Origin of the sequence: Mycolicibacterium lutetiense (assembly GCF_017876775.1) — a bacterium.
Taxonomy (GTDB): Bacteria; Actinomycetota; Actinomycetes; order Mycobacteriales; family Mycobacteriaceae; genus Mycobacterium; species Mycobacterium lutetiense.
The window spans coordinates 3,623,642-3,650,536 of the sequence record NZ_JAGIOP010000002.1; the positions used below are offsets into that span (position 1 = coordinate 3,623,642).

19 protein-coding genes are annotated in these 26,895 nt (G+C 67.2%); 17 read left to right on the forward strand and 2 right to left on the reverse strand.

Annotated elements, in window-relative coordinates:
- The first annotated feature begins 61 nt into the window (after window positions 1-61).
- The 3 genes from JOF57_RS26740 to JOF57_RS26750 are packed head-to-tail and all read left to right on the forward strand — an operon-like array spanning window position 62 to window position 2,438.
- Window positions 62-844, forward strand: coding sequence for a lysophospholipid acyltransferase family protein (locus JOF57_RS26740; protein ID WP_209922167.1), 783 nt, complete (start codon window positions 62-64; stop codon window positions 842-844).
- 8 nt (window positions 845-852) lie between these two features.
- Window positions 853-1,614 carry a lysophospholipid acyltransferase family protein gene (locus JOF57_RS26745; RefSeq protein WP_209922169.1) on the forward strand — a complete coding sequence of 254 codons (762 nt, stop codon included), beginning with the start codon at window positions 853-855 and terminating at the stop codon, window positions 1,612-1,614.
- Window positions 1,611-2,438 (forward strand): HAD family hydrolase, encoded by an 828-nt coding sequence (locus JOF57_RS26750; RefSeq protein ID WP_209922171.1) that lies wholly within the window; start codon window positions 1,611-1,613, stop codon window positions 2,436-2,438. The genes JOF57_RS26745 and JOF57_RS26750 overlap by 4 nt, the downstream gene beginning before the upstream one ends.
- 4 nt (window positions 2,439-2,442) lie before the next feature.
- On the opposite strand, the gene JOF57_RS26755 is transcribed toward JOF57_RS26750, so the two are convergent.
- Both JOF57_RS26755 and JOF57_RS26760 read right to left on the reverse strand, forming a co-directional pair.
- On the reverse strand, window positions 2,443-4,053 hold the full coding sequence (locus tag JOF57_RS26755) for an N-acetylmuramoyl-L-alanine amidase (RefSeq protein WP_209922172.1): 1,611 nt from the start codon (window positions 4,051-4,053) through the stop codon (window positions 2,443-2,445).
- A gap of 149 nt (window positions 4,054-4,202) precedes the next feature.
- On the reverse strand, window positions 4,203-5,156 hold the full coding sequence (locus tag JOF57_RS26760) for a hypothetical protein (RefSeq protein ID WP_209922174.1): 954 nt from the start codon (window positions 5,154-5,156) through the stop codon (window positions 4,203-4,205).
- A 239-nt stretch (window positions 5,157-5,395) separates the two neighbouring features.
- Here JOF57_RS26760 and glf point away from each other — a divergent pair, with 239 nt between their 5' ends.
- The 14 genes from glf to JOF57_RS26830 all read left to right on the forward strand — a co-directional run bounded on the left by glf (window position 5,396) and on the right by JOF57_RS26830 (window position 26,878).
- Window positions 5,396-6,643 (forward strand): UDP-galactopyranose mutase, encoded by a 1,248-nt coding sequence (gene glf / locus JOF57_RS26765; protein ID WP_209922176.1) that lies wholly within the window; start codon window positions 5,396-5,398, stop codon window positions 6,641-6,643.
- Window positions 6,640-8,598: a glycosyltransferase gene (locus tag JOF57_RS26770; RefSeq protein WP_209922178.1), complete on the forward strand. Its 1,959-nt coding sequence runs from the start codon at window positions 6,640-6,642 to the stop codon at window positions 8,596-8,598. Before glf ends, JOF57_RS26770 begins: the two co-directional genes overlap by 4 nt.
- A gap of 1 nt (window position 8,599) precedes the next feature.
- Entirely contained in the window at window positions 8,600-9,133 is a 534-nt protein-coding gene (locus JOF57_RS26775; RefSeq protein WP_209922180.1) for a phosphatase PAP2 family protein, read from the forward strand.
- Window positions 9,130-10,071, forward strand: a complete 942-nt coding sequence (locus JOF57_RS26780) for a decaprenyl-phosphate phosphoribosyltransferase (RefSeq protein WP_209922182.1) — start codon at window positions 9,130-9,132, stop codon at window positions 10,069-10,071. The genes JOF57_RS26775 and JOF57_RS26780 overlap by 4 nt, the downstream gene beginning before the upstream one ends.
- On the forward strand, window positions 10,049-12,049 hold the full coding sequence (gene zomB / locus JOF57_RS26785; protein WP_407666610.1) for a terminal beta-(1->2)-arabinofuranosyltransferase: 2,001 nt from the start codon (window positions 10,049-10,051) through the stop codon (window positions 12,047-12,049). The genes JOF57_RS26780 and zomB overlap by 23 nt, the downstream gene beginning before the upstream one ends.
- Window positions 12,050-12,186: 137 nt before the next feature.
- Entirely contained in the window at window positions 12,187-12,441 is a 255-nt protein-coding gene (locus JOF57_RS26790) for a hypothetical protein (protein WP_209922184.1), read from the forward strand.
- 137 nt (window positions 12,442-12,578) lie between these two features.
- The gene (locus tag JOF57_RS26795; protein ID WP_209922186.1) at window positions 12,579-13,574 is read left to right on the forward strand and encodes an esterase family protein; all 996 of its coding nucleotides are present in this window, start codon (window positions 12,579-12,581) and stop codon (window positions 13,572-13,574) included.
- 187 nt (window positions 13,575-13,761) lie between these two features.
- A complete protein-coding gene (locus tag JOF57_RS26800; RefSeq protein ID WP_209923761.1) occupies window positions 13,762-14,673 on the forward strand; it encodes an alpha/beta hydrolase-fold protein in 912 nt (303 codons plus the stop codon).
- A gap of 75 nt (window positions 14,674-14,748) precedes the next feature.
- Window positions 14,749-15,195 carry a hypothetical protein gene (locus tag JOF57_RS26805; RefSeq protein ID WP_209922187.1) on the forward strand — a complete coding sequence of 149 codons (447 nt, stop codon included), beginning with the start codon at window positions 14,749-14,751 and terminating at the stop codon, window positions 15,193-15,195.
- Window positions 15,196-15,235: 40 nt separating this feature from the next.
- On the forward strand, window positions 15,236-16,249 hold the full coding sequence (gene culp6 / locus JOF57_RS26810) for a carboxylesterase Culp6 (protein ID WP_209922189.1): 1,014 nt from the start codon (window positions 15,236-15,238) through the stop codon (window positions 16,247-16,249).
- Window positions 16,250-16,504: 255 nt separating this feature from the next.
- Window positions 16,505-18,394: a long-chain-fatty-acid--AMP ligase FadD32 gene (gene fadD32 / locus JOF57_RS26815; protein ID WP_209922191.1), complete on the forward strand. Its 1,890-nt coding sequence runs from the start codon at window positions 16,505-16,507 to the stop codon at window positions 18,392-18,394.
- 54 nt (window positions 18,395-18,448) lie between these two features.
- The gene (gene pks13, locus JOF57_RS26820) at window positions 18,449-23,902 is read left to right on the forward strand and encodes a polyketide synthase Pks13 (RefSeq protein ID WP_273544754.1); all 5,454 of its coding nucleotides are present in this window, start codon (window positions 18,449-18,451) and stop codon (window positions 23,900-23,902) included.
- Complete coding sequence (locus JOF57_RS26825) at window positions 23,899-25,452, forward strand: acyl-CoA carboxylase subunit beta (protein ID WP_209922193.1); 1,554 nt, start codon at window positions 23,899-23,901, stop codon at window positions 25,450-25,452. The genes pks13 and JOF57_RS26825 overlap by 4 nt, the downstream gene beginning before the upstream one ends.
- 10 nt (window positions 25,453-25,462) lie before the next feature.
- The gene (locus tag JOF57_RS26830; protein ID WP_209922195.1) at window positions 25,463-26,878 is read left to right on the forward strand and encodes a phytoene desaturase family protein; all 1,416 of its coding nucleotides are present in this window, start codon (window positions 25,463-25,465) and stop codon (window positions 26,876-26,878) included.
- Window positions 26,879-26,895: the final 17 nt, after the last annotated feature.

The following is a 26,895-nucleotide window of genomic DNA, read 5'->3' on the forward strand; positions in this document are numbered from 1 at the left end:
CGCGCCCAGCCTAGCCCGAGTTGAGTGATGCGCCGACTGGGGCTGGGATTAGGCTGGGCACGTGGAACCGGTGTACGGGACTGTCATACAAATCGCTCGGCTGGCCTGGCGTCTGCAGGGGCTGAAGTTCACCGTGACCGGGGTGGAGAACATCCCGGTCACCGGCGGAGCGGTAGTGGCCATCAACCACACCGGCTACTTCGACTTCACCTTCGCCGGCTTGCCCGCCTACCTGCAGAAGAAGGGCCGCAAGGTGCGGTTCATGGCAAAGAAGGAAGTCTTCGACAACAAGGTCGGCGGCCCGATCATGCGCAGCCTGCGCCACATCGAGGTGGATCGGGGCAGCGGAGCGGCCTCTTTCGAGTCCGCGGTGGACTACCTCAAGGCCGGTGAACTGGTCGGGGTGTACCCGGAGGCGACGATCAGCCGCAGCTTCGAGATCAAGGACTTCAAGTCCGGCGCAGCGCGGATGGCGATCGAGGCCGGGGTACCGATCATTCCGCACATCGTGTGGGGTGCGCAGCGGATCTGGACCAAGGGCCATCCGAAGAACCTGTACCGGCCCAAGGTGCCGATCACGATCGCCGTCGGCGAGCCGATCCAGCCGACGCTGCCCGCGCCCGAGCTCACGGCGCTGCTGCATTCGCGCATGCAGCATCTGCTGGCGCAGGTGCAGGACGCCTACGGGCCGTACCCGCCCGGTGAGTTCTGGGTGCCGCACCGGCTCGGTGGTTCGGCCCCGACGCTGGCCGAGGCCAACCGGATGGACGCCGACGAGGCCGCCGAGAAGGCGGCCAGGAGAGCTGAGGCCGGACCTTCCGAGCCCACCGGGGCGCCGGAGTAACCCACCGTATGGAACCGGTTTTCCGAAGTTTGGAGATTGCCGCCGGGCTCGCGGTCAGGGCCACCGGAACCCGGATCACCTTCTCTGGGTTGGACAACCTTCCGGTCACCGGCGGCGCCGTCATCGCCATCAATCACACCGGCTACGTCGACTTTTTGCCTGCCGCGCTGGCCGCCACCGAACGTGGCCGTCGGATGCGCTTCATGTTGAAGGCCGAGATGGGGCAGGTGAAGATCGTCAACTACCTGATCAGGCACACCGGTGCGATTCCGGTGGATCGCAGGGCGGGAGCCGACGCCTACTCCGCGGCGGTGGACTCGCTGCGTCACGGCGAGCTGGTCGGGGTGTATCCGGAGGCCACGATCAGTCGTAGCTTCGAACTCAAGGAGTTCAAGACCGGTGCGGCGCGCATGGCGCAGGAGGCCGGGGTGCCGATCGTCCCGCTGATCGTCTGGGGTGCCCAGCGCATCTGGACCAAGGACCATCCGAAGTCGCTGGGGCACAAGAAGATTCCAGTGACCGTGGTGGTGGGCGAACCGCTTGTGGCGACCGGTTCGGTGGACCAGGTCAATGCCTTGTTGCGAGCCCGGATGTCAACCCTGCTGGACCAGGCTCAACGGGGCTACCCCGCGCCGGCCGGGGCGTACTGGGTTCCCCACCGGCTGGGTGGAAGCGCGCCGACGCCTGCGCAGGCCAGGCGGCTCGACGAGGTGGAACTGGCCGAACGTGCGCGTAAGCGTGCCGAAGATGAAGCGACGGGGAGAACGTGACGGGTGCCGAGTGGACGCCGGGGTTGATCGCCACCGACGTGGACGGAACGCTGCTCGACGAGGACGAGAAGGTCACGCCGCGCACGCGGGCGGCGGTACGGGCCGCGGTGGAGGCCGGGGCGACGTTCGTCCTGGCCACCGGGCGGCCGCCCCGGTGGATCGCGCCGGTCGTCGATGGACTGGGCATGGCGCCGATGGCGGTGTGCGCCAACGGTGCGGTGATCTACGACCCGGCCACCGACCGCATCGTGTCGACGCGCACGCTGTCACCCGAGGCGCTTGGTGAGCTCGCCGAGATCGCCACGCGGGTGATCCCCGGCGCGGGGCTGGCGGTCGAACGGGTGGGCGCCTCGGCGCACGACGCGGTGACCCCGCAGTTCGTCAGTTCGCCGGGCTATGAGCATGCCTGGCTCAACCCGGACAACACCGAGGTGTCGGTCGAGGATCTCCTCAGCGCTCCCGCGGTCAAGCTGCTGATCCGAATGGCCGGTGCACGCAGCGCCGACATGGCGGCGGAGCTACTCAAACATGTTGGCTTGCAGGGCGATATCACGTATTCGACCAACAATGGTCTGATCGAGGTGCTGCCGCTGGGCATCAGCAAGGCCACCGGTGTGGAGGAGCTGGCCGCCCCGCTGGGGTTCACCGCGGCCGATGTCGTCACCTTCGGCGACATGCCCAATGACGTGCCGATGCTGAGCTGGGCCGGGCGCGGTGTGGCGATGGGAAATGCCCACTCCGACGCGTTGGCCGCCGCCGACGAGGTCACCGTGACCAACGCCGAGGACGGGGTGGCCCGGGTACTTGAACGCTGGTGGTCCTGACCGGTCAGGTGATCGGGGTGAAACGCTCCAGTTGCACCGGCTGCTGTTCGGGTGACGGCGGGGGCAGTTCCACCGGCACACCGTCGACGACGCGGGTGACGGTGCCTTTCTCGCGGTCGAAATTCAACGTTCCGTGCTGGAAGTTCTGCACGATCCACAGCGGCTCGGGGATTTCGGAACTGGTCGGCAGGCCCAGGACTCCACGCTCGAAGCCCAGCCCTCCCCAGGCCTCGTAGATGGCGCCGCTGACCGGTTGTGCACCGCTGACCGGTGACCAGTACACGGCGCCGCGCTCGAAGGTGGCGTAACGGGTGGCCCCTTCACCGGTGGTCTCGGGAGAGGTCGGGTTACCGAGCATGCCGGCCGGTCCGCCTGCAGCCTGCCAGCGGGCATAGATCGCGCCGCCGCGCATCCGCTCGGCCAGGTCCTCGGGGCCGGGGGGCCGGTTGAAGCTGGCAGCGATGTTGCGGATGGTGTCCATCTGGGCGTAGGCCGCGTTTCCGGGGCAGTCGGTGATACCGACATCGCGGTGGGTGAAGATCGTCGGCAGCGTCGGGGTGGCTCCGCGGGGGAAATGGGTGAACGACCCGCCGGCGGAGGTGAGCACGACGGTCCCGTGCGGGTCGATGTGATCGAGACCGAGGCGCCAGCCCAGCAGACGCGCGGTGTTGCGCACCTGGATCTCGGTGGGTGGCACGACATCGAAGTCGCCCAGCATCGCCACACCCCAGGTGTCGATGTTGAAGCCGCCGGTGTGCGATCCCTCGACGGGTTTGTCCATGCCTCCTGCACGGCCCTCGAACACCTGGCCGTACTTGTCGACCAGGGAGTTGTAGGCGATGTCGCACCAGCCCAGCTCGCGGGTGTGGTACTCGTAGATCGAACGGACGATGCCGGCCGAGTCCTCGGGGGCGTAGTCGTTGCTACCCGCCGTGTGGTGCACGATGCCGGCACGGATGCCCTTGTCGTAGACGGGGTTTCCGCATCGCATCGATTCGTCGGCGCCCCACTGTGCACGACCGATGATGGTCGGTGGTTGGCCGGGGTTGATGGCGGCGGTCGGCAGTGGTCCGACGTCGACGGGGGATTGGGGCGGGCTGATCAGCACCGCGGTGACGTTCTGGCCGATGGGTGCTTCGACGTTGGCCGGCACGTAGCCGAGCTTCGGTTTGGCCGGACCGGTCTTCCCGCGCGGTGGCGGGGCAGGTGCCTGGGGTGCGCGGGTGACGGCGATCTGCACGGTGTTGGTGCGGCCGACGAACACCGGTTCGGTGCCGCGCGGGCCGGGAGTGTCGGCACCGACCCCGTCGAGGTTCTCGGCCTGGTACCAGGGGCCCCAGCTGCCGTCGTCCTGGCGGGCGCGGACCCGGGCGGAGGTGCCGCGCAGGTCCGGTGAGGTGAGCGCAACCATCGAGAACGGGCTGTCCTGATGGATCTCGCGGATGCTCTCGCCGACCGCGAGATTATCGAGTGGTTGCTGTGTGAGCTTCGGCGCAGTGTCGGCTGGGTCATGTTGTTCGCCGGAATCGGTTCCGGAGATGGCCCACGGCACGATCATGACCGTCGCCGCGAGTGCGGTGAAGAGAATCGACGGCGCGGATCGGCGGGACTGCACGGACTGATGTTACGTATGGGTCTGGTGTTACGAATGATTCGACACGGCCCACGCGTCGCATTTTGCGCAACTTGGATTCAAGCGCCGGACGCAACGGCACCGCAGAGCCGATAGCTTCTGCGGTGCCGTTCTTCTATTCGTGTCTTGACTTACGCGGGCGGCGGCACCGGGAGCGGGGCCGGCGCGGGCACCGGCGGCTTCATCGCCGAGGTGATCGCCGGCATGACCATGCCCTTGAGCAGGTCGATGGCCTGGCCGGCGCCGAGCTGCTGAGCTGCGCTCGACAGGTCGCCGAACAGTCCGCCGCCGCCGCTGCTGGTCGCGGGCATCGCGGCCAGCGACGGGTCGGCGCCCAGGAGCGGGTAGGTGCCGGCGCTGGGATCCAGCCCGATCGGAGCCGAGATGGGCACCTCGCCCGGCAGGCCGCCGAGGCCGCCGGACAGCGACGGGTCGAGGCCCGTCGGCGAGGTCAGACCCCCACCGCCCAGTCCAGCCGGCATGGTGGTCAACCCGCCCGGCGCGGCACCGGCCGGCGTCAGCGCCGGGTTGGTGAGCGAGCCGGCCGTCGGCGGGGTGAGCGCCGGGTTGGTCAGCCCGCCGGGTGCGGCCGGAAGCCCGGCCGTCGGCGAGGTCAAGCTCGGCGACAGGCCGTTGGGGCTGGTCAGCCCGGCTTCAGGGGACGTCAGGCCCGGAGAGGTGAGTCCCGGAGAGGTGAGTCCCGGCGAGGTGAGGCCGGGCGAGGTGAGGCCGGGCGACGTGAGACCCGGGTCGGTCAGGCCTGGCGCGGTCAGCCCCGGCGACGTCAGCCCCGGCGACATCAGACCGGGCGAGGTCAGGGTCGGCGAGCCGAGCGTCGGCGTCGGCGAGGTGCCGCCGAGCATGGGCATCGGCGGCAGGTTGATGCCGAACTGGGACAGGCCCTGCGAGAGTGCGGACATCAGTTCGCCCGGGAGGTCGGTGACCAGCGCGGCCTGGGTGAACTCGCGCTCCTGGGGCGCGGGGGAAAGCTGCGACACGGCAACTAGGGCGACTGGACTTGCGACTGCCACTGCGGCGACTGCGCTCATGGCTGTCGAGAGCTTGCGTCGACGGCGGTTCGGCACGGAAGTCTCCTCAATATGTTTGCAGCCAAGGACTGCACTGCGGATTGCAGGTGGATGCTCTCCTCTTGCTTCGTCGGTACTCCGGACCCGTTGGCGTGAAGTCCATGAATGCCGACGAGATCGATGTTAAAGCTGTTACTGGTGTGTCTGAAGTGACGATATTGAATCGTGAGCGAATTGCGACCTGGGCCCTTGCCGAATTCGGGGCACAGGGGCGCGGTCGGATACCCTGGCTGCCGATGACGTCCTTATCTCCTCGGGTCGCTACAGACCAGTCCAGCGGCCATTTCGACTTATTCATCGTCGGTTCCGGGTTCTTCGGGCTGACGATCGCTGAGCGCGCAGCGACGCAACTGGGCAAGCGTGTCCTTGTTATCGAACGGCGCCCCCATTTGGGCGGCAACGCCTACTCGGAAGCTGAACCGCAGACCGGTATCGAGGTCCACAAGTACGGGGCGCACCTGTTCCACACGTCCAACCAGCGGGTGTGGGACTACGTGCGGCAGTTCACCGACTTCACCGGCTACCAGCACCGCGTCTTCGCAATGCATGACGGGCAGGCCTACCAGTTCCCGATGGGCCTGGGCCTGGTCTCGCAGTTCTTCGGCCGGTACTTCACCCCGGACGAGGCGCGCGCCCTGATCAAGGAGCAGGCCAGCGAGATCGCCGGGCATGAGGCGGCCAACTTCGAGGAGAAGGCAATCTCGCTGATCGGGCGTCCGCTGTACGAGGCGTTCGTCAAGGCCTACACCGCCAAGCAGTGGCAGACCGATCCGAAGGAACTGCCGGCAGCCAACATCACCCGGCTGCCGGTGCGCTACACGTTCGACAACCGGTATTTCAACGATGCCTACGAGGGCCTGCCGGTCGACGGCTACACCGCCTGGCTGGAGAAAATGGCCGCCGACGACCGCATCGAGGTGCGGCTGGACACCGACTGGTTCGACGTCCGCGACGAACTGCGGGCGGTCAACCCCGATGCCCCGGTCGTGTACACCGGTCCGCTGGACCGCTACTTCGACTACTCCGAGGGCCGGCTGGGTTGGCGCACACTGGATTTCGATCTTGAGGTGCTCGATACCGGTGACTTTCAGGGCACCCCGGTGATGAATTACAACGACGCCGACGTGGACTACACCCGCATCCACGAGTTCCGGCATTTCCATCCCGAGCGGGACTACCCGGCCGACAAGACGGTGATCATGCGCGAATACTCGCGATTCGCCGAAGAGAACGACGAGCCGTACTACCCGATCAACACCGAGGCGGACCGCACCCTGCTGGCCTCCTACCGGGCCCGCGCCAAGGCCGAAACCGCCTCGGCGAAGGTGCTTTTCGGCGGCAGGCTGGGCACCTACCAGTACCTCGACATGCATATGGCCATCGCCAGTGCGCTGAACATGTACGACAACACCCTGGCACCGCACCTGGCTGACGGTGCGCCGCTGGTGACCGAGCAGAACGACAAGGAAAGCAGCAACGCATGAGTGACATCCCTTCCGGCGCACTGGACGCCGGAGAGTCCAGGGCGGTCAGTCTGCTGGCCCGGGTAATCCTGCCGCGACCGGGTGAGCCACTGGACGTCCGCAAGCTCTATCTCGTCGAAGACACGACCAACGCCCGTCGGGCGCATGCGCCGACCCGCACGACCCTCGAGGTCGCCGCCGAATCCGGGATCTCGTTCGCGACCTACTTCAACGCGTTCCCGGCCAGCTACTGGCGGCGCTGGTCCACCCTGAAGACGGTGGTGCTGCGCGTCGAACTCACCGGCTCCGCCCGCGTCGACGTCTACCGGTCCAAGGCCACCGGCGCGCGGATCACCGTCGGCGGCGCCCCTGTCTCCAGCGAGACCGTGGAACCGGCCACTGAATCCATGGGCGGCCCCGCCGCCGTCGAGTTCGAGATCGACCTCACCCCCTTCGAGGACGGCGGCTGGATCTGGTTCGACATCACCAGCAACACCGCGGTGCGGGTCCACAGTGCCGGTTGGTACGCCCCGTCGCCCGCGCCGGGACGGGCCAACATCGCCGTCGGCATCCCGACCTTCAACCGTCCCTCGGACTGCGTCAACGCGCTCGCCGCGCTGACCTCGGATCCGTTGGTGGACGAGGTGGTCAGTGCGGTCATCGTGTCCGATCAGGGCACCAGCAAGGCCAAGGATCACCCAGGCTTCGAGGCCGCCGCCGCCGCACTGGGCAAGCGGCTCACCATCCACAACCAGCCCAACCTCGGTGGCTCCGGCGGCTACAGCCGGGTGATGTACGAGGCGCTGAAGAACACCGACTGTGAACAGATCCTGTTCATGGACGACGACATCCGCATCGAACCCGATTCGATCCTGCGCGCCCTGGCCATGAACCGGTTCGCCAAGGAACCCATCTTGGTCGGCGGGCAGATGCTCAACCTGCAGGAGCCGTCACACCTGCACATCATGGGCGAGATGGTCGACCGGGCGAACTTCATGTGGTCGGCGGCCCCCAATGCCGAATACGACCACGACTTCGCCACGTACGCGCTGGACGACACCGAATCCGACCGCAGCAAGCTGCTGCACCGCCGGATCGACGTGGACTTCAACGGCTGGTGGATGTGCATGATCCCGCGGCAGGTGGCCGAGGAGCTCGGGCAGCCGCTGCCGCTGTTCATCAAATGGGACGACGTCGAATACGGCCTGCGGGCGGCCGAGCACGGCTACCGCACGGTCACCCTGCCGGGCGCGGCAATCTGGCACATGGCCTGGAGCGACAAGGACGACGCCATCGACTGGCAGGCCTACTTCCACCTGCGCAACCGGCTGGTGATCTCCGCGATCCACTGGGACGGCGATGTCCGGGGGTTGATGGCCAGCCACCTCAAGGCCACGTTCAAGCACCTGCTGTGCCTTGAGTATTCGACGGTCGCGATCCAGAACCAGGCCATGGAGGACTTCCTGGCCGGCCCTGAGCACATCTTCTCCATCCTGGAATCGGCCCTGCCCGACGTCCACAAGATGCGTAAGCAGTTCCCCGACGCCGTCGTGTTGCCCGGCGCCACCGAACTGCCGCCGGCTTCCGATCTCAAGCGCAGGAAGATCGGCATCCCGGTCTCCAAGCCGGCCATCCTGGTGAACCTCGCCCGCGGCGCGGTCCACCAACTGCGCCGGCACGATCCGGAAACCCACATCCGGCCGCAGGTCAACGTGGCGACCCAGGACGCCCGCTGGTTCTCCCTGTGCCGGGCCGACGGGGTCACCGTCACCACCGCCGATGGGCGTGGTGTGGTGTACCGGCAGCGGGACCGGGCCAAGATGTTCGGGTTGCTGCGCACCTCGCTGCGCCAGCAGATGCGTGTGGTCCGGCAGTTCGACCGGATGCGCAAGGTCTATCGTGAGGCGCTGCCGGTGCTGACCAGCACCCAGAAGTGGGAGACGGTGTTGCTGACCGAGTCGCCGGAGAAAAACTGACATGACCGATGCCCCGCGCGGCGAGGACGCCGTGTTGGTTGCCGTGCAGTCTGCCCTGGCCACCCGGCCGGGCGTGCTGAGCGGCGCCCGTGCGCTGTCGCATTTCGGCGAGCACAGCCTGGGTTGGCTCGCGGTCTCGGCCGCGGGTGCGCTGGCCCAGCCGGCCAAGCGCAGGTCCTGGTTGGCGGTCGGCGCCGGAGCATTCCTGGCCCATGCCGCCGCGGTACTGATCAAGCGGGTGGTCCGCCGTGAGCGGCCGCATCACCCTGACATCGCTGTGAACGTCGGGACCCCGAGCCGGTTGAGTTTCCCCTCGGCACATGCCACCTCGACTGCTGCGGCCGCGGTGCTGCTGGCCCGGACGACGGGTCTGCCGGTGCGGGCGGCGTTGGTGGTGCCCATGGCACTGTCACGTCTGGTGTTGGGTGTTCACTACCCGAGCGACGTGGTCACCGGCGTGGCTGTCGGGACGCTCGTGGGTTCTGTGGTCGGAAAAACTGCCGGTGTCGGGCCGAAGGAGACGGTGGCCAAATGAGTGAGGAAGCGCCCCCGGAGCTCGGGCCGCCCAAGAATCTGGCTACCGGTCTGATCAAGGCGATCCGTCCGCGGCAGTGGATCAAGAACCTGCTCGTGCTGGCCGCGCCGCTGGCTGCGGTCGGCAGCGGCATCGAGTACAACTACGCCGACCTTGCCTACAAGGTGTCGATCGCGTTCGTGGTGTTCTGTCTGGCGGCATCGTCGATCTATCTGGTCAACGACGCCCGAGACGTCGAGGCCGACCGGGCCCATCCCACGAAACGGTTCCGTCCCATCGCTGCCGGCGTGGTGCCGGAGTCGCTGGCCTACGTGCTGGCCGCCGTGCTCGCGCTGGCCTCGCTGGGCATCTCGTGGCTGTTGACACCGAATCTGGCACTGGTGATGGCGGTGTACATCGCCATCCAGCTCGCCTACTGCTTCGGGCTCAAACACCAGGCTGTGCTCGACATCTGCATCGTGTCCTCGGGCTTCCTGCTCCGCGCCATCGCCGGTGGCGTGGCCGCCGATATCCCGTTGTCGCAGTGGTTCCTGTTGGTGATGGCCTTCGGCTCGCTGTTCATGGCGGCCGGAAAGCGGTTCGCCGAGCTGCAATTGGCTGAGCGCACGGGTGCCAAGATCCGCAAGTCGCTGGAGAGTTACACGAGCAGCTACCTGCGTTTCGTGTGGACGTTGTCGGCCACCGCGATGGTGCTCTGCTACGGCCTGTGGGCGTTCGGGCGCGACAGCGCCAATGACGCTCTGGGGCTCGACGGCCAGGACGCATCGTGGTACGCGATCACGATGGTTCCGTTCACCATCGCGATCCTGCGCTATGCGGTGGACATCGATGGTGGCATCGCCGGTGAGCCCGAGGAGATTGCGCTGAAAGACAGAGTTCTGCAGATCCTGTTCCTGGCCTGGATCGGAACCATCGGTGCAGCCATCTACTTCAACTGACCGGATCATTCTGCGCCGCCTGGCCGGCGGCGTGGGTGCCCGGTTGGCGCGGTGGCCGGTGTTTCCGTACGACGTCACGGTGCGGATCAGCCTGTGGGTGAGCGTGGTCGTGGTGGCCGGCCTGTTCGGCTGGGGCGCCTGGCAGCGCCGCTGGATCGCCGACGACGGCCTGATCGTGTTGCGGACCGTGCGAAACCTGTTGGCGGGCAACGGCCCGGTCTTCAATGCAGGTGAACGGATCGAGGCCAACACCTCCACTGCATGGACCTATCTGGTCACTCTGGGCGCGTGGCTCGGCGGTCCGGTCCGGATGGAGTACGTGGCGCTGGCCCTTGCACTGACGCTGAGCGTGCTCGGTGTCGTGCTGGCGATGCTCGGCACCGGGCGGTTGTACGCCCCGAGCCTGCAGGGTCGCCGGGCCCTGCTGCTGCCCGCCGGCGCGCTGGTCTACATCGCCGTCCCGCCGGCCCGCGACTTCGCCACCTCCGGGCTCGAAAACGGTTTGGTTCTGGCCTATCTGGGCCTGCTGTGGTGGATGCTGGTGTGCTGGTCACAGGCCCTGCGCGCGACCCCGAAGGGCCGACTCTTCGACGGGACGCTGGCCGCCGTCGCCGGGCTGAGCGTGCTGATCCGCCCCGAGTTGGCGTTGATCGGCGGCGGCGTACTGGTCATGATGCTGATCGCGGCCCGCGGCTGGCGGCGCCGGGTCCTCATCGTGGTGGCCGGCGGACTTCTCCCGGTCGCCTACCAAATTTTCCGGATGGGTTACTACGCGCTGATCGTGCCGGGCACCGCGGTGGCCAAGGACGCCTCGGGCGCCAAATGGTCCCAGGGCTTCACCTATCTGAGCAATTTCAACAACCCATATCTGCTGTGGGTGCCGGTGCTGCTGCTCGCTGCGCTCGGGGTGGTTCTGCTGACCACGAGGACCCGGCCGTGGTGGGTGCGCCATCAGGTGCCCCGCGGGTACGGCTGGCTGGCCCGCACCGTCCAAAGCCCGGCTGCGGTAGTGCTTTTCATGTTCGCCAGCGGGTTGCTGCAGGGCATCTACTGGGTACGGCAGGGTGGCGACTTCATGCACGGCCGGGTGTTGCTGACGCCGCTGTTCTGCATGCTGATGCCCATCTCGGTCATTCCGGTCGTGCTGCCGGACGGCACCAGGTTCACCCGCGAGACGGGTTATCTGCTGGCCGCGGCCACCAGCGTGCTGTGGGCCTCGGTGGTGGGCTGGTCGATCTGGGCCGCGAACTCTTCGGGTCTGGGGGCCGACGGCACCCGCGTCACCTACACCGGCATCGTCGACGAACGCCGGTTCTATTCGCAGGCCACCGGCCATGCGCACCCGCTGACCGCCGCCGACTACCTGGACTATCCGCGCATGCGTGCGGTGCTGACCGCGATCAACAACACCCCGGACGGGGCGTTGCTGTTGCCGTCCGGCAACTATGACCAGTGGGACGTCGTCCCCGCCTATCCGCCGCCGGCCGATCTCACCCCGGCGGCCCGTCAGGCGTTGGAAACCCCGCACACCGTGTTCTTCACCAACATGGGCATGCTGGGCATGAACGTCGGGCTCGACGTACGGGTGATCGATCAGATCGGTCTGACGAATCCGCTGGCGATGCACACCCAACGGCTGACCGACGGCCGCATCGGCCACGACAAGAACCTGTTCCCGGACTGGGCCGTCGCCGAAGGGCCGTTCCTCAAGACCCGGCCGTACATCCCGGCCTACCTGGACGAGGAATGGATCTCGCAGGCCGAGGTCGCACTCGGCTGCCCGGCCACCGAGTCGATGCTGAACTCGGTGCGCGGGGAGATGAGCCCGCGGCGGTTCCTGTCCAACCTGACGCACGCGTACGAGTTCACCAAGTACCGGATCGACCGCGTGCCGCTCTATGAATTGAAGCGGTGTGGCCTGCCGGTCCCCGAGCCGAAGAACCCGCCGTATACCGGGATGCCAGCGACCGGGCCCTAGCCAGCTGCCGGGTCCGGCACCAAGTATTTACCAAGTCGGTTTCAGCAAGATCTGTGCGTTCGGTAACGCTCGGTAGGCCCGGGTCGATACCCAGACGAGCCTGCGAGATCGATCTTGAACGGACGGTACGAGAAACCATGCTGACCTCCTCCCGTGCGGGGCTGCCGGTCGAGCAGGCCTGTACCTATATATCGGAGACGTTCCTCACACGGGAGCTTTCGGCGTGTGCCGTGTCACCGTCGGTGTGCTACGGGCCGAACGGTGCCATCGGCCTCGACGTGAGGTCCGGCCCCAACCCTGCGATGAGCACCGGCAGCCTGGAGATCTTTCCCTGTTGGGCGGCTCAATTGCAGGCATTGAAACCAGACCTGATCGCGACCATCAACGGCTGAGGGGTGATCAGGGACGACAACTGTGGAAGAGAAGCATCACGTAATCGTGTGGTTGACTACACGGGCACGTGAGCCGCTTACGTCGGTCCTGACATCGATGTGCGGAATACGAAGAAGAGATTCAGATAGGGAGCGGTATGAAGTTCGTTGGGAAGATGCGCGGCCTGACGCGCCGGCTGACTGTCGCAGTCGCGGCAGCGGCCGTGCTGCCGGGCTTGGTGAGCGTCGCAGGGGGCTCGGCGACGGCTGGGGCATGGTCTCGGCCCGGCTTGCCGGTCGAGTACCTCGAAGTTCCGTCGGCAGCGATGGGACGTGACATCAAGGTCGAGTTCCAGAGCGGCGGCCCGGGTTCGCCCGCGCTGTACATGCTCGACGGTATGCGCGCCCGTGAGGACAACAGCGGTTGGGACATCGAACTGCCCACGTTCGAGTGGTTCCTGAACTCGGGCATCTCGGTTGTGATGCCGGTGGGTGGCCAGTCCAGCTTCTACGCCGATTGGTACAAGCCGGCGTGCGGTACCAAGGACGGTGGCTGCAAGACCTACAAGTGGGAAACCTTCCTGACCAGTGAGCTGCCTGCCTGGCTGGCGGCCAACCGCGACGTGAAGTCGACCGGTAGCGCTGTGGTCGGTCTGTCGATGGCCGGTTCGGCGGCGCTGATGCTGGCGGCTCGCCACCCGGAGCAGTTCATCTACGCAGCCTCGCTGTCGGGCACGTTGAACCCGTCCGAGGGCTGGTGGCCCATGCTGATCGGTGTCTCGATGGGTGACGCCGGCGGCTACAAGGCCGACGACATGTGGGGCAAGACGGGTGACCCGGGCAACGCCTGGAAGGCCAACGACCCGACGGAGAACGTCGCGACGATCGCCAACAACGGCACTCGTATCTGGGTCTACTGCGGTAACGGCAAGCCCGGCGAGCTGGGTGGCGCCGATGTGCCCGCCAAGTTCCTCGAGGGCTTCGTGTGCCGCACGAACTCGACGTTCCAGGAGAAGTACATCGCTGCCGGTGGCAAGAACGCGGTGTTCAACTTCCCGCAGAGCGGTACGCACAACTGGGCGTACTGGGGCCAGCAGGTCCAGGCCATGAAGCCTGACCTGCAGCGGGTCCTGGGCGCCACCCCGACTGCCTGATCCGGCGGCGGGTAGCGACCTAACGCGTATGACGCCTGACGGCGGCGATCCCCAACGGGGTCGCCGCCGTCAGCCGTTTGGCGCCCGGTGATTGCCGCCCGGCTGTGAGGTCGATGTGGTTCACTACAACGCGGGTTGTGTGTGCGGGGGCACTTTTGAGTCCGGCTGGCAGCGGGAGAGGTTGATGATGAGGCGTGCGTTGAGTCTGATGCGGGCGATGCTGCTGGCGCTTCTGGCTCCGGTGCTCGGTGCCGGACTGTGGACCATGTCCGCGACGACGGCCGCGCCGGCCCGGGCCGATGGTGTCGAGTACCTGATGGTTCCGTCGGCGGCGATGGGTCGCGACATACCGGTGGCATTCCAGGGCGGTGGCCCGCACGCGGTCTTCCTGCTCGACGCGTTCAACGCGGCTCCGGACGTCAGCAACTGGGTCAACGCCGGTCATGCGATGTCGACGCTGGCCGGCCGAGGTATCTCGGTGGCGGCGCCGGCCGGCGGCGCGTTCAGCCTGTACACCAACTGGGAGCAGGACGGCAGTAAGCAGTGGGAGACCTTCCTGTCTGCCGAGTTGCCGGACTGGCTGGCCGCCAACAAGGGCCTGGCCCCGGGCGGGCACGGAGTTGTGGGCGCCTCGCAGGGCGGTACTGCCGCGCTGACGCTGGCCGCGTTCCACCCGGACCGCTTCCGCTTCGCCGGATCGTTGTCGGGCTTCCTGACCCCGTCGGCCACCACCCTCAACGGTGCGATCACCGCCGGCATGGCGCAGTTCGGCGGGGTGGACAGCTACGGGATGTGGGGTGCCCCACAGCTGGGCCGCTGGAAGTGGCATGACCCCGACGTGCACGTGCAGTTGCTGGCGGACTCGAACACCCGACTCTGGGTGTACAGCCCCGCCACCCTGACGTGCAGCGATCCGGCCGCCATGATCGGTGTCTGCGATCTGGCGCAGGGCAGCAACCGTTCCTTCTACCAGCATTACCGCTCCGTCGGCGGCGGCAACGGGCACTTTGACATTCCGGCCGGCGGCCAGCATGACTGGGGTAGCTGGGCCCCGCAGCTGGCATATATGTCGGGCGAACTGGTCGCGACCATCAAGTAGTCGTTCGGGCGGCCCGCCGTTGTGACCAGAATCAGCTGCGCCTGGACACTTTTCACCAGCCGGTACGGTGGAGGCGTGCAGCACACGGTACGGTCGGCCACCCTGGTGGTAGCGGTGTCCGCTGCGTCGTTGCTGACCGCGTGCGATGCGGGCGGTGACATCATGGCGCCGCTGGCACAGACCGCGTCGCAGGTGAACGGGGTTCAGCCGCAGGCGGCGTCCGCGCCGCCCGAGGAGGGTCTTCCCGGTGAGCTGGCCGTCACGTCGCAGCAGCGCACTTATCTCGATGAGCTCAAGGGGACCGGGATCAATCCGTCCAGTCAGCTGTTGGCGCTGTCGATCGGGTCGTACGTGTGCCAGGCTCACGCCGCCAGACTCAACGACCAGGCCGTGCGGGATTTCGTCCTGCCGTTGGTACGCGACGATGTCCGGGCCGCCCATTCCTCGGAGAGCCCGACACCCGATGAGATCGACGCCGCCGCCACTGACTACATCCGTATCGCCACCGAACATCTCTGCTGACGCAGATCACCGCACCGCACGCGAGGAGCCCGAGTAACCCATGGCAAAAAATGCCGGCCGCAGGAAGCGGCATCGCATCCTGGCCCTGATCGCGGCCGCGGCGATGGCACTCGTCGTGGTGTTGGTGGTGACGATCGTGGTGATCGTGATGCGTCGTCCCGAGACGCCGTCGGGACCGCCGTCGGCCCAGCCCCCGGCCGGGGTGCCGGGCCCGTCGGCGACGCGTAAGCCGCGTCCGGAGTTCCAGTCCGCCGACTGTCCCGACGTCATGTTGCTCTCGATCCCCGGTACCTGGGAGTCGTCACCGGTGGACGACCCGTTCAACCCGACGCAGTTCCCGCTGTCGCTGATGAGCAATATCAGTCGGCCGATGGCCGAGCAGTTCGGGACGGACCGCCTCGAGGTGTACACGGTGCCCTACACCGCGCAGTTCCATAATCCGTTCTCCGCCGACAATCAGATGTCCTACGACGACAGTCGCGCCGAGGGGAAGCGCGCCGCGGTGAAGGCGATGACGGACATGAACGACCGGTGCCCGCTGACCAGCTATGTGATCGCCGGGTTTTCGCAGGGCGCGGTGATCGGTGGGGACCTGGCCAGCGACATCGGCAACGGGCGCGGCCCGGTGGACGAGGATCTGGTGCTGGGCGTGACGTTGATCGCCGATGGCCGCCGCCAGCTCGGCGTCGGTCAGGACGTGGGCCCGAACCCACCCGGCCAGGGCGCCGAGATCACGTTGCACGACTTGTCGGTGCTGTCCGGGATGGGCCTGACGATGACGGGTCCGCGCCAGGGCGGCTTCGGGGCGCTCGACGACCGGACCAACCAGATCTGCGGCAAGGGCGATCTGATCTGCTCGGCGCCCGAGGAGGCGTTCTCGATCTTCAACCTGCCCAAGACTCTGGAGACACTGACCGGCAGCGCGGCCGGACCGGTGCACGCCCTGTACAACACCCCGCAGTTCTGGGTGGAGAACGGGGAGACAGCCACGCAGTGGACGCTGAGCTGGGTCAAGGGCCTGGTGGACAACGCGCCTCACCCGAAGCACGGGTGACACCGGACACGCCCGGGACACGAATCGCGCGGTGGATTTGGTCGGGACCGTCACGGTCCCCTAACATTAAGAGAAAAATAAGAGCTTCGTGCGCGGGTTGTGGGTTGAATAGACCCGGCAACTGATTCGTGGCATGGATCGGCAAGCCCGGTACGATCGTCGGGTTTGGGTATGTGCTGGCCGCCGAGTGGCTGCGACGCACCACACCAGTGACGTGCGACAACGCGACGAGTACGGCTCTGACAGGAGAGTTAAATGCCGTTCATCAATCCGTTCATCAAGGACGGCCAGATCAAGTTCCCTGACGGCGCCAGCATCGTCGAACACGTCGAGCGTTGGGCGAGGGTTCGCAGCGACAAGCTGGCATACCGCTTCCTGGACTTTTCGACCGAACGCGACGGCGTCGCCCGCGACCTGACGTGGGCCCAGTTCAGTGCGCGCAACAAGGCGGTGGCCGCGCGCCTTCAGCAGGTCACCCAGCCCGGTGACCGCGTGGCCATTCTCTGTCCGCAGAACCTCGACTACCTCGTGGCGTTCTTCGGCGCGCTCTACGCCGGCCGTGTCGCGGTGCCGCTGTTCGACCCGTCGGAGCCCGGACACGTCGGCCGCCTGCACGCGGTGCTGGACGACTGCCACCCGTCGGCCATCCTGACCACCACCGACGCCGCCGAGGGCGTCCGCAAGTTCTTCCGCGGCCGGCCGGCCAACCAGCGTCCCCGGGTCATCGCCGTGGACGCCGTGCCCGACGACGTCGCCGCCACCTGGGTCCACTTCGAGGACGTCGACGAGTCGACCATCGCCTACCTCCAGTACACCTCCGGATCCACCCGAATCCCGACCGGTGTGCAGATCACCCACCTGAACATGGCCACCAACGTGGTGCAGATCGTCGAGGCGCTCGAAGGTGAGGAGGGCGACCGCGGCCTGTCCTGGCTGCCGTTCTTCCACGACATGGGTCTGGTCACCGGGTTGATCGCCCCGATGATCGGCCACTACTTCACCTTCATGACCCCGGCCGCCTTCGTGCGCCGCCCCGAGCGCTGGATCCGGGAGATGGCCCGCAAGGAAGGCGACATCGGCGGTGTCATCTCGGTGGCCCCGAACTTCGCGTTCGACCACGCCGCGGCCCGGGGTGTGCCGAAAGACGGCGCGCCACTCGACCTGTCCAACGTCAAGGCCGTGCTCAACGGCAGCGAGCCGATCTCGGCGGCCACCGTGCGCCGGTTCAACGAGGCGTTCAGCCCGTTCGGCTTCCCGGCCAAGGCCATCAAACCGTCCTACGGCCTGGCCGAGGCAACGTTGATGGTGTCGACCACCCCGGCTGCCGAAGAGCCCAAGATCATCTACGTCGACCGCGACGCGCTCAACAGCGGTCGCATCGTCGAGGTGGACGGCGATTCGATCAAGGCGGTTGCCCAGGCCTCGGCCGGCAAGGTCGGCGTCTCCGAGTGGGCCGTCATCGTGGATGCCGAGACCGCGACGGAGCTGCCCGACGGACAGGTCGGCGAGATCTGGATGAGCGGCCAGAACATGGGCACCGGGTACTGGGGTAAGCCCGAAGAGACTGTCGAGGTGTTCCAGAACACCCTCAAGTCGCGGACCAGCCCGTCACACGCCGAGGGTGCCGAAGACGACGCCACCTGGGTCCGCACCGGCGATTTCGGTGCCTTCTACGACGGTGATCTCTACATCACCGGTCGCGTGAAGGACCTTGTCATCATCGACGGCCGCAACCACTACCCGCAGGACCTGGAGTACTCGGCGCAGGAAGCCAGCAAGGCGCTGCGCACCGGCTACGTGGCGGCCTTCTCGGTGCCGGCCAACCAGCTGCCCGACGAGGTGTTCGAGAACGCGCACGCGGGGCTGCACCGTGACGACGACGACAGCTCTGAGCAGCTGGTCATCGTCGCCGAGCGGGCACCCGGCTCGCACAAGCTCGAAGTCGGTCCGATCACCGATGACATCCGCGCGGCGATCGCCGTACGGCACGGTGTGACCGTGCGCGACGTGCTGCTGACCGCCGCCGGCGCCGTTCCGCGTACCTCCAGCGGCAAGATCGGCCGTCGGGCCTGCCGTTCCGCGTACCTGGACGGCTCCCTGCGCAGCGGCAAGATCGCCAACGCATTCCCGGACGAGACGGACTGACTGAGCTAGGCACCACGCCGCCCAGCGCCGATGCATGACGAAGGTGACTTGAACATGGATGACACCCAGAGCAATTCGAATCTTCCAGCGACCACCGAGTCTGCAGGCCAGTCGGCCTCGGGTCCCGACCTGACCGTCGCGGAGATGCGGGAGTGGCTGCGCAAGGCGGTCGCCACCGCGACGAGCCAGTCGCCCGACGTGATCGACGAGACCACCCCGCTGATCGAGCTGGGTCTGTCCTCGCGTGACGCGGTGGCCATGGCCAGCGACATCGAGGACCTCACCGGGGTCACGCTGACCGCCACGGTGCTCTTCCGGCACCCGACCATCGAGTCGCTGGCGACGGTGATCATCGAAGGCGAGCCCGAGCCCGAGGACACCGGTGACGAGGACTGGTCGCGCACCGCGGATGTCGAGGACATCGCCATCGTCGGCGTCGCAACCCGCTTCCCGGGGGACATGAACTCCCCCGATGAGATGTGGGACGCGCTGCTCGCCGGGAAGGACGCCATCACCGACCTGCCCGAGGGGCGCTGGGAGGAATTCCTCGCCGAGCCGCGGATCGCCGAACGTGTCGGCAAGGCCAGCATTCGCGGCGGCTATCTCTCGGATATCAAGGGTTTCGACTCCGAGTTCTTCGCGCTGTCGAAGATGGAGGCCGACAACATCGATCCGCAGCAGCGGATGGCGCTGGAACTGACCTGGCAGGCCCTCGAGCATGCCCGCATCCCGGCGTCGAGCCTGCGCGGCACCAATGTCGCTGTGTACGTGGGTAGTTCCAACAATGACTACCAGTTCCTGGCCCTGATGGACCCGACGGCGGCGCACCCGTACGCGATCACCGGCACCGCCACCTCGATCATCGCCAACCGGGTGTCCTACTTCTACGACTTCCGCGGACCGTCGGTGTCGGTGGACACCGCCTGCTCCAGCTCGCTGGTCGCCGCGCACCAGGGTGTGCAGGCGCTGCGCTCCGGCGAGGCCGACGTGGCCATCGTCGGCGGGGTGAACGCCATGATCACGCCGATCGTCACCATCGGTTTCGACGAGGTCGGCGGGGTACTGGCCCCGGACGGCCGGATCAAGTCGTTCTCGTCGGACGCCAACGGATATGCCCGCTCCGAGGGTGGCGGCATGCTGGTGTTCAAGCGGGTCTCCGATGCCCGCCGCGACGGGGACACCATCCTCGCCGTGATTGCCGGCAGCGCGGTCAACCACGACGGCCGGTCGAACGGCATGCTCGCGCCCAACCCGGACGCGCAGGAAGACGTGCTGCGCAAGGCTTACAAGGACGCCGGGATCAACCCGCGTGACGTCGACTACATCGAGGCGCACGGCACCGGCACCATCCTGGGTGACCCGATCGAGGCCGACGCACTGGGTCGGGTGGTGGGCCGCGGTCGCGATGCCGACAAGCCTGCCCTGCTTGGTGCGGTGAAATCCAATGTGGGACACCTGGAGTCGGCCGCCGGCGCGGCCAGCCTGGCGAAGATGACGTTGTCGCTGCAGCGCGACAAGCTGCCCCCGTCGATCAACTACGCGGGCCCCAACCCCTACATCGACTTCGACAAGGAACACCTCAAGGTCAACGACACACTCTCGGAGTGGCCGCGCTACAGCGGGCACGCCATCACCGGTGTCTCGGGCTTCGGCTTCGGTGGTGCCAACGCCCACCTGGTGCTGCGCGAGGTGCTGCCGTCGGATCTGGTGGAACCGCAGCCGGAACCCGAAGCCGTTGAGAGCAAGTCGGCCTCAGAGGACGCCGAGACTCCCGTCGGCGGCGTGCGGATGGACGAGTACGGCGAGTTTATTCATGACGACGATGAACCGAATGAACACTCGGCCTACGGCTCGGCCACGTATGACGAGCCGAACTACGAACTGCCCGGCCTGACCGATGAGGCGCTGCGACTGATCGAGGCAGCCCGCGAGGAGCTGGCGGCAGCAGAAGCTGCTGAACCGACCAAGAAGGTTGTCCCGCTTGCGATCTCGGCGTTCCTGAGCTCACGCAAGAAGGTCGCCGCGGCTGAGCTGGCGGACTGGATCGACAGCGAAGAGGGTCGCGCGTCGTCGCTCGAATCCATCGGACGCTCGCTGTCGCGCCGCAGCCACGGCCGTTCCCGTGCGGTGGTGCTGGCACATGACCATGACGAGGCGATCAAGGGCCTGCGGGCGATCGCCGACGGCAAGCAGCATCCGACGGTGATCTCGGCCGACGGCCCGGTGACCAACGGGCCGGTGTGGGTGCTCGCCGGATTCGGTGCGCAGCACCGCAAGATGGGCAAGAGCCTGTACCTGCGCGAGCCGGTCTTCGCCGAGTGGATCAACAAGGTCGATGCGCATATCCAGGATGAGCGCGGGTACTCCATCGTCGAGCTGATTCTCGACGACGCGATCGACTACACCAACGACACCTGCGAATACCCCATCGAAGTGGTCCAGACGGTGATCTTCGCCCTCCAGATCGCGCTGGGTGAGTTCCTCAAGGCTCACGGTGCGAAACCCGGTGCGGTGGTGGGACAGTCGCTCGGTGAGGCGGCCGCCGCCTACTTCGCCGGCGGCCTGTCGCTGGCCGACGCCACCCGGACCATCTGCTCGCGCGCACACCTGATGGGTGAGGGCGAGGCGATGCTGTTCGGCGAGTACATCCGGCTCATGGCGCTCGTGGAGTACTCGGCCGACGAGATCAAGACCGTCTTCGCCGATTACCCGGGCCTCGAGGTGTGTGTCTACGCCGCCCCGACCCAGACCGTCATCGGCGGCCCGCCCGAGCAGATCGACGCGATCATTGCCCGCGCCGAGGCCGAGGGCAAGTTCGCCCGCAAGCTCCAGACCAAGGGCGCCAGCCACACCCAGCAGATGGATCCGCTGCTCGGTGAGCTCTCCGCCGAAATCCAAGGTATCGAACCGCAGCCGCTGACCACGGGCTACTTCTCGACCGTGCACGAGGGCAAGTTCATCCGGGCCGGCGCCGAGCCGATCCACGATGTGGACTACTGGAAGAAGGGGCTGCGCCACAGCGTCTACTTCACCCACGGCATCCGCAACGCGGTGGACAACGGCCACACCACGTTCCTCGAGCTGGCGCCGAACCCGGTGGCACTCATGCAGGTTGGATTGACCACCGCGTCGGCCGGGCTGCACGATGCGCAGTTGGTGGCGACCCTGGCCCGTAAGCAGGACGAGGTCGAGTCGATGGTCACGGCCATGGCCCACCTGTTCGTGCACGGTCACAGCCTGGACTTCCGGACCCTGTTCCCGCGCAAATCCAGTGGTCTGGCCGGTGCGCTGGACTTCGCCAACATCCCGCCCACCCGGTTCAAGCGCAAGCAGCACTGGCTGGAAGCGAAGTTCACCGCGGACAGCTCGGCAGTGATGCCCGGCAACCACGTCGCGACACCCGACGGCAAGCACGTCTGGGAGTTCGTGCCGAAGGGCGCCGCCGACCTCGCCGCGCTGGTGAAAGCGGCTGCCGTGCAGGTGCTTCCGGATGCCAAGCTGACCGCCTCCGAGCAGCGCGCGGTGCCCGCCGAGGGCTCACGCCTGGTGACCACGCTGACCCGGCACCCGGGCGGTGCCTCGGTGCAGGTGCACGCCCGGATCGATGAGTCCTTCACCCTGATCTACGACGCGATCGTGACCCGCGGCGGAGCCGCAGCCGCATTGCCGACCGCGGTCGGTGCCGGTGTTGTCGCCGAGCAGGTTTCGGCTGCCCCGGAAGTGGTGGCTGAGCCCGAGGTCGAGGACGATGCGGCCATTCTGACCGACAACCTCACCAAGGGCGCCAATCTCGGTGCGGGCTTTGCCAAGTGGTCACCGGATTCGGGTGAGACCATCGCGGCGCGACTCGGCACCATCGTCGGCGGTGCCATGGGTTACGAGCCCGAGGACCTGCCGTGGGAGGTGCCGCTGATCGAGCTGGGCCTGGATTCCCTGATGGCAGTGCGGATCAAGAACCGGGTCGAGTACGACTTCGACCTGCCGCCGATCCAGCTGACCGCGGTCCGCGACGCCAACCTGTACAACGTCGAGGACTTGATCAAGTACGCGATCGAGCACCGCGACGAGGTCGACGAAATCGCCGAGTCGCAGAAGGGCAAGACGGCCGAGGAGATCGCCGCAGCGCAGTCTGAGCTGCTGGGTGGGGCTTCCACGGTCGCCGAGCTGGAGGCCAAGCTGGCCGAGGCCGGGCACCCGTTGGCGGAGAAGGCTGACGAAGTCGCCGGGGTGGACCCGGTTGCCGAGGCCACCGCCGTCGAGGGCCTGGAGATCCCGCCGCCACCGACCGATCCGACCGGACCGGCCGTTCCGGCACCGGCCGAATTGCCGGTTCCACCGGCACCGAGTGATCCGTCCGGACCCAGCAAGGCCACGGCGGCCGCGGCAGCCGCCAAGGTGCTGACCCAGGAGGCGGTCACCGAGGCGCTCGGCGCCGATGTGCCCCCGCGTGACGCCGCGGAGCGGGTCACCTTCGCCACCTGGGCGATCGTCACCGGCAAGTCGCCGGGCGGCATCTTCAGCGAGCTGCCCTTCGTCGATGTCGAGACGGCAACCAAGCTGTCCGAGCGGCTCTCCGAGCGCGCCGAGGGCACCGTCACCGTCGAGCAGGTGCGTTCGGCGAAGACCATCGAAGAGCTGTCCACGATCGTGCGCGATCAGCTCGAAGAGGGCGTGGTGGACGGGTTCGTCCGTACCCTGCGTCCCGCGAAAGATGGTGGCCCGCAGGTTCCGCTGTTCGTGTTCCATCCCGCGGGCGGCTCGACCGTGGTCTACGAGCCGCTGATGAAGCGACTGCCGGCCGACACCCCGGTGTACGGCATCGAGCGGGTCGAGGGCTCGATCGAGGAGCGCGCCGCCGAGTACGTGCCCAAGCTGCTGGAGATGCACAAGGGACCGTTCATCCTGGCCGGCTGGTCGTTGGGTGGAGCGCTGGCCTACGCGTGTGCGATCGGCCTCAAGCGCGCCGGTGCCGATGTCCGGTTCGTGGGGCTGATCGACCTCGCACTTCCCGGCGAGCCGATCGACCAGACCAAGGAAGGTATGCGCGCCCGCTGGGACCGCTACGCGCGGTTCGCCGAGCGCACCTTCAACGTCGAGGTCCCGGCCATTCCGTACGAGGAGTTGGAGAAGCTCGACGACGAGGGCCAGGTGAAGTTCGTGCTGGAGATCGTCGCGCAGAGCGGCGTGCAGATCCCGGGCGGGATCATCGAGCACCAGCGCACGTCGTACCTGGACAACCGCGCGCTGGACACCATCGCGATCCAGCCGTACGACGGGCACGTCACCCTGTACCTGGCCGACCGGTACCACGACGACGCCATCGTCTTCGAGCCCGCGTACGCGACCCGCAAGCCCGACGGCGGCTGGGGCGAGTTCGTCAAAGACCTCGAGGTGTTGCCCATCGGGGGCGAGCACATTCAGGCCATCGATGAGCCGTACATTGCCAAAGTGGGTGCTCACCTGAGCGAGGCGATCAACCGTATCGAAGCGGAGAGCGAGAGCAAGTGACGAACAAGACCACGGCCGAACTCCTGGCCGAGCTCCGCGAGAAGCTGGAACTGGCCAAGGAACCCGGCGATCCCAAGGCGATCGCCCGGCGGGACAAGAAGGGCATTCCGAGCGCCCGCGCCCGGATCCACGCGCTGGTCGATCCGGGCAGCTTCCTGGAGATCGGTGCCCTGGCCAAAACCCCGGGAGACCCCAACGCCCTCTTCGGCGACGGTGTGGTCACCGGGCACGGCACCATCAACGGGCGCCCGGTCGGTGTGTTCAGCCACGACCAGACGGTGTTCCAGGGTTCGGTCGGCGAGATGTTCGGCCGCAAGGTCGCCAAGCTGATGGAGTGGGTGGCCATGGTCGGTTGCCCGATCATCGGCATCAACGACTCGGCCGGCGCCCGCATCCAGGACGCGGCGACCTCGCTGGCCTGGTACGCCGAACTCGGCCGCCGGCACGAGATGCTGCGCGGTCTGGTCCCGGAGATCTCCATCATTCTGGGCAAATGCGCCGGCGGCGCGGTCTATTCGCCGATCCAGACCGACCTGCTGGTGGCGGTGCGCGACCAGGGCTACATGTTCATCACCGGCCCCGACGTGATCAAGGACGTCACCGGTGAGGATGTGACGTTCGACGAGCTCGGCGGCGCCGACGTGCAGGCCCAGCGGGGCAATATCCACAAGGTTGTCGAGGACGAGGCGGCCGCGTTCCAGTACGTGCGCGACTACCTTTCATTCCTGCCCGCCAACCACTTCGACGATGCCCCGATCGTCAACCCGGGTCTGGAACCCGAGATCACCCCGCACGATCTTGAGCTCGATTCGATCGTGCCGGACGCCGACAACACGGCCTACGACATGCACGAGATCCTGCTGCGGATCTTCGACGACGGTGACGTCTTCGAGATCGCCGAGCAGCGTGGCCCCGCGATGATCACCGCGTTCGCGCGGGTGGACGGCCAGCCGGTCGGTGTGATCGCCAACCAACCGATGTTCCTGTCGGGCGTGGTGGACACGGATGCCTCTGACAAGGCGGCCAGCTTCATCCGGTTCTGTGACTCCTTCAACCTGCCTTTGGTTTTCGTGGTCGACACCCCGGGCGCCATGCCGGGTGTGCAGCAGGAGAAGGACGGCATCATCAAGCGTGGTGGCCGGTTCTTCAACGCGATCGTCGAGGCCGATGTGCCGAAGGTGACCATCGTCGTCCGCAAGGCCTATGGCGGTGGGTATGCGGTGATGGGCTCCAAGCAGCTGTCGGCGGATCTGAACTTCGCCTGGCCGACCGCTCGTATCGCGGTGATCGGCGCCGAGGGCGCAGCGCAGCTTCTGGTGAAGCGGTTCCCAGATCCGACCGCACCCGAGGTGCAGAAGATCCGCGCCGACTTCATCGAGGGCTACAACCTCAACCTGGCCACGCCGTGGATCGCGGCCGAGCGGGGTTACATCGACGGTGTGATCCAACCGCACGAGACCCGGCTGTTGCTGCGCAAGTCGCTGAAGCTGCTGCGCGACAAGCAGAACGCGCCCAAGACGCTGCGCAAGCACGGCCTGACCCCGATCTGATTCGGCGCGCGTGAATACCGCGGTCGTGGTCGGTGCCGGGCCCAACGGGCTCGCGGCCGCCATCACGCTGGCCTCGGCGGGGGTGGACGTAACGGTCCTGGAGGCGGCCGACACGATCGGCGGCGGGGTGCGCTCCGGCGAAGGTATCGTGCCCGGCCTGGTCCACGACCACTGCTCAGCGATCCACCCGATGGCGGTCGGCTCGGCTTTCCTGGCCGGCCTCGGCCTGGAACGCCATGGTCTGCAGTGGAAATGGCCCGAGATCGACTGCGCGCATCCGCTCGATGGTGGTGCCGCGGGCCTGCTGTACCGCAGCGTCGACGACACCGCGACCGCGCTCGGCGTGGACGGTGCGCGCTGGCGGCGGGCCTTCGGCGGCCCGTCGGCGAAGTTCGACACGCTGTCGCAGGACATCATGGGGCCGCTGCTGCGGGTGCCGAAGCATCCGCTGGCGCTGGCCCGGTTCGGTGCACCGACGGTGCTTCCGGCGTCGGCGTTCTCCCGGTTGTTCCGTACCGAGGCGGCGCGGGCATTGTTCGGTGGCGTTGCCGCACACACCTTCCGGCCCTTGCACTATCCGCTGACCTCGGCGATCGGGCTGGGCATCATCACGGCCGGGCACCGGCACGGCTGGGCGGTGGCGCAGGGCGGTTCGCAGGCCATCACCGATGCGCTGGCGGCGGTGCTCACCGAGTTGGGTGTCAAGGTGCAGACCGGTGTCCGGGTTGCGTCCGCGGCTCAGTTGCCGCCGGCCGATGTGACGATGTTCGATCTGGCGCCGACGGCCGTCGTCGACATCCTGGGGGACCGGTTGCCCAGGCGGGTGGCCCGTGGACTGAGGGGATTCCGTTACGGACCGGGAGCATTCAAGGTCGACTTCGCGGTCGAGGGGCCGGTGCCGTGGGCGCACCGGGAGGTCGGTGGCGCCGGGACGGTGCACCTGGGTGGAGACTTCGCTGAGATCGCCGCGACCGAGCGGGAGATCCACGCCGGCCGGATGCCGCAACGACCGTTCGTGCTCGTCGGGCAGCAGTTCGTAGCCGATCCTGGGCGCTCGGTGGGCAACATCAACCCGGTGTATTCGTATGCCCATGTGCCGCACGGCTATACCGGTGACGCGACCGAAGCGATAATCGGCCAGTTCGAGCGGTTCGCCCCCGGATTCCGCGACCGGATCGTCGGGATGGCGGTGCGTTCGACGACGGAGATGTCGGTGTACAACGCCAACTATGTCGGCGGTGACATCTGTACGGGCGCCAAGGATATCCGGCAGTTGGTGTTCGGTCCGCGGACTACACTGCAGCCCTATCGGATTGGCGTTCCCGGCATGTACCTATGCTCGGCGGCCACCCCGCCGGGGCCCGGTGCGCACGGAATGTGCGGTGCCAACGCGGCTGTCGTCGCACTCGCTGGTCTCACGCGGTGAGTCCAGGAGGATTTGCG